Raw genomic sequence first — 3,167 nt, forward strand, 5'->3', positions numbered from 1 at the left:
GTGGGTCTGTGCTGGGCGGGTCAGGCCGTGCAGCTGGCGCTGACGGCGGAGGCCGCGTGGTGGGCCCAGGTCTTGGTGTTGCCGCTCCAGTCCTCGCCCCGGGTGTGCAGCATGACGGCGATCTGGCCGTTGCTGACCGGGAAGTTGCCCTCGTCGACCCACTGGCCGAGGTTGTTCACCTGGCTGATGGAGAAGTTGCCCTCGGTGCCGCTGCCGGCGCTGAACGTGCTCTGCACGCTGTAGTAGGTCGGGTTGCCGCCGACCGCCATGACGTTGCCGTCGTCGGGGATGTACACCTGGATGTCGCAGTTGCCGCTGGAGACCGAGCCGGTGTTGAAGGTCCAGAGGAAGTAGTTGCCGTCGTCGCTGTTGCTGCCGGACATGGACACCGTCACATAGGCGCCGCTGCAGTTGTCGGCGGTCATCCCGCCGGTGCTGAAGTACTGCCAGCCCTGTCGGCCCGCGTTGAACCAGCCGCTGGAGTCGTTGATGCCGGTGCCGGCGTCCGAGCAGCCGTAGCCGGCCACGCCGGACCAGGTCGCGGCCCTGGGCTGGGCATTGGCGGTGCCGGGTGCGGCCGGTGTGCTGGGGCCCGTCCCGGGCTGCCCGGTGGACCCGTTGGTGCCCGGGTTCGGGTTGCCGGCCGAGCCGCCCTTGTGGCCGGCGGTGCCGGGACCCGTACCGGGGCCGCCGGAACCGCCGTTGCCCGTGCCCGAGCCGCCGTTGTGGCCGGCGGCGTTGCCTGCGGCGGCGTTGCCCGCGGCGGCGTGGCCGGTCGGGACGCCCGCGGCGTTCGCGCCGTTGCTCGACTGCGGCAGCGCGCCGGGGACGAAGCCGCTGCCGTTGCCGCCGTTCTGCTGGGTGAAGCCCAGCGGTGCGGTGTTGCCGCCGGCGCCGTGGTGCGATCCCCCACTGCCGAGGCCGGACAGCGCGACCGGCAGACCCACCAGGACCAGCCCGGTCAGGGCGGCGGCGGCGATCATCGGCTTGGAGATCCGCCGCGTCCGGCCCTCGGCCTCGGCCTCCGCCGCGCCCTGGCCCTCGGCCTCGCCATCAGCGTCGGCATCGGTCCCGGCAGCTGCGGTGGCGGCTGCGTCCGCGCCCGCCTCGGCCTCGGCTGCGCCCTCCGCCGCGCCCGCTGCGCCGCCCTCGGGCTCGGCCCCGACCGCCGGGAGCGCCCTGGTGGCTGCTTCCGCCTCGGCCGGCTCCCGGCCGATCACGGCCTCGCCGGCGGCGGCCTTGGCCTCCGCCTCGGCGGCAGCGGCCTCGGCGGCCGCCTCGGTCTCGGCGATGCGCGGTACGGCGCCCAGTCCGAGCGTCCCGAAGCCGGCCGCAGCGGCGGCCGACTCCGCCTCGGTCCCGGGCTCGGTCTTGGTCCCGGGCTCCGCCTTGGTCCCGGGCTCGGCCCTGGTCCCGGCCGCCGCTGCCGGCTCGGGGGCCGGGGCGACCGCCGCCGCGCCGACGGCGGCCGCGCCGCCCGCCGCGCCCGGCGCCGTCGCGGGCTCGTCGAGGTCGTCACCGTCCCAGGCCACGACGGGCAGTTGGTACTCCCCTGCCGCCTGTTCCTGCGACTGCTTCCCGCTGCTCTTCCGGTCCTTGCCCACCACGGCTCCCTGGCCCCTCACCGACACCCCGCCGCAACCCGCCGACGGCTATCCAGACGCATCCATCAGGAGTGACGGACCGGCGGGCCTGCAGGGTTCATTCGGTTTCGGGCCAGGATCGGTCGAGCTGCGGCTACGCCGCGATCAGCTCCGCCACCAGTCGTCCAGCGGGGTGACCGGGACCGTCCGCTTGTGCCGGGTCGCCAGGTAGATCGACTCCACCCGGTCCGCCACCTCCGGGGCGACGTCGCGGCCCTCCAGGTAGTCGTCGATCTGGGTGTACGCCAGGCCGAGCGCCACCTCGTCGGGCAGCGCGGGCCGGTCGTCCTCCAGGTCGGCGGTCGGGACCTTCTGCCAGGTGCTCGCCGGTGCGCCCAGCTCCGCGAGCAGCGCGGCCCCCTGCCGCTTGGTCAGCCCGGTCAGCGGGGTGATGTCGGCGCCGCCGTCGCCGAACTTGGTGAAGAAGCCGGTCACCGCCTCGGCGGCGTGGTCGGTGCCGACGACCAGCAGGTTCAGCTGGCCGGCGATCGCGTACCAGATCACCATCCGCTCGCGGGCCTTGAGGTTGCCGCGGACGAAGTCCCGCAGCTGGGAGTCGCCGCCCAGCAGCTCCCCCAGCCCGCGCGCGGTCTCGGCGGCGACCGCGTCCGCGCCCGGCTTGACGTTCACCGCGACCGTCCGGTCGGGCTCGATGAACTCCAGCGAGATCTGTGCGTCGTGCTCGTCCGCCTGGACGCCGTAGGGCAGCCGCACCGCGACGAAGGTGGCCTCGTGCCCCTCGGCCCGCAGTTCCTCGGCCGCCAGCTGGCACAGCCTGCCCGCCAGCGTGCTGTCCTGGCCGCCGCTGATCCCGAGCACGAAGCCCTTGGCCGGGGTCGACCGCAGATAGTCCTTGAGGAAGCCGACCCGCTTCCGGATCTCGGCCGCAGGCACGATGGTCGGCTCAACGCCGAGGTCAGCGATGATTTGCTTGCGTAGGTTCGCCATCCGCGTACTGTACTGGGCCGGAAACGGGGCGCGGGAATCCGGGCTCGGCCGCCCGGCCGAGCCCGCCCGGCTCACTCCCCGCCGACGTTCCAGACCGCCTCGTCGCCCGGCTCCGGCGGCGTCAGGATGAAGGCGGCCGCCCGCTCCAGCACCTCCGGGGCGGGCACCGGCGGCGGACCGTCCTGTGCCCGGACGTGGGCCAGCAGCTCGGCGTCGGCGATCAGGCCGTGCTGCTCCAGGTAGTACGTGACGGTGTCGGTCCAGATCCAGCTGCCGTCGGTCCGGTAGGACAGCGGGACCAGGCCGGTCCGCGAGGGGTCCAGCACGTCGTCGGCCAGCAGCGGCGTGATCAGTACCGCGACGCCCTCCCGCAGGTAGTCGGCCACCGCCTCGCGGTCACCGTCCGCCGCCAGCCGCTCGCTGTCCGACCCGAACGCGGGCCCGGTCACCGGGTCCACTCGGTCGAAGACTGCAGCGAGCCGGAACCCGCCCACCGCCACCTGGTCTGCCATAGCGTCCGCTCCTCAACCGATCCGACTTCTCTTGTCCATCAACGTACGAACCGCCGCGCGGCGT

Annotated in this window: 3 protein-coding genes; all 3 read right to left on the minus strand. The window is 74.1% G+C overall.

What is annotated here, in order from left to right; genetic code table 11:
* Positions 1–20: 20 nt before the first annotated feature.
* The 3 genes from BS75_RS04205 to BS75_RS04220 all read right to left on the minus strand — a co-directional run bounded on the left by BS75_RS04205 (position 21) and on the right by BS75_RS04220 (position 3,103).
* Complete coding sequence (locus BS75_RS04205; RefSeq protein WP_052069163.1) at positions 21–1,604, minus strand: hypothetical protein; 1,584 nt, start codon at positions 1,602–1,604, stop codon at positions 21–23.
* A 144-nt stretch (positions 1,605–1,748) separates the two neighbouring features.
* The gene (gene nadE / locus BS75_RS04215; RefSeq protein WP_034092381.1) at positions 1,749–2,591 is read right to left on the minus strand and encodes an ammonia-dependent NAD(+) synthetase; all 843 of its coding nucleotides are present in this window, start codon (positions 2,589–2,591) and stop codon (positions 1,749–1,751) included.
* A gap of 71 nt (positions 2,592–2,662) precedes the next feature.
* A complete protein-coding gene (locus BS75_RS04220; protein WP_042439992.1) occupies positions 2,663–3,103 on the minus strand; it encodes a hypothetical protein in 441 nt (146 codons plus the stop codon).
* Positions 3,104–3,167: the final 64 nt, after the last annotated feature.

Origin of the sequence: Streptacidiphilus albus JL83 (assembly GCF_000744705.1) — a bacterium.
Classification (GTDB): Bacteria; Actinomycetota; Actinomycetes; order Streptomycetales; family Streptomycetaceae; genus Streptacidiphilus; species Streptacidiphilus albus.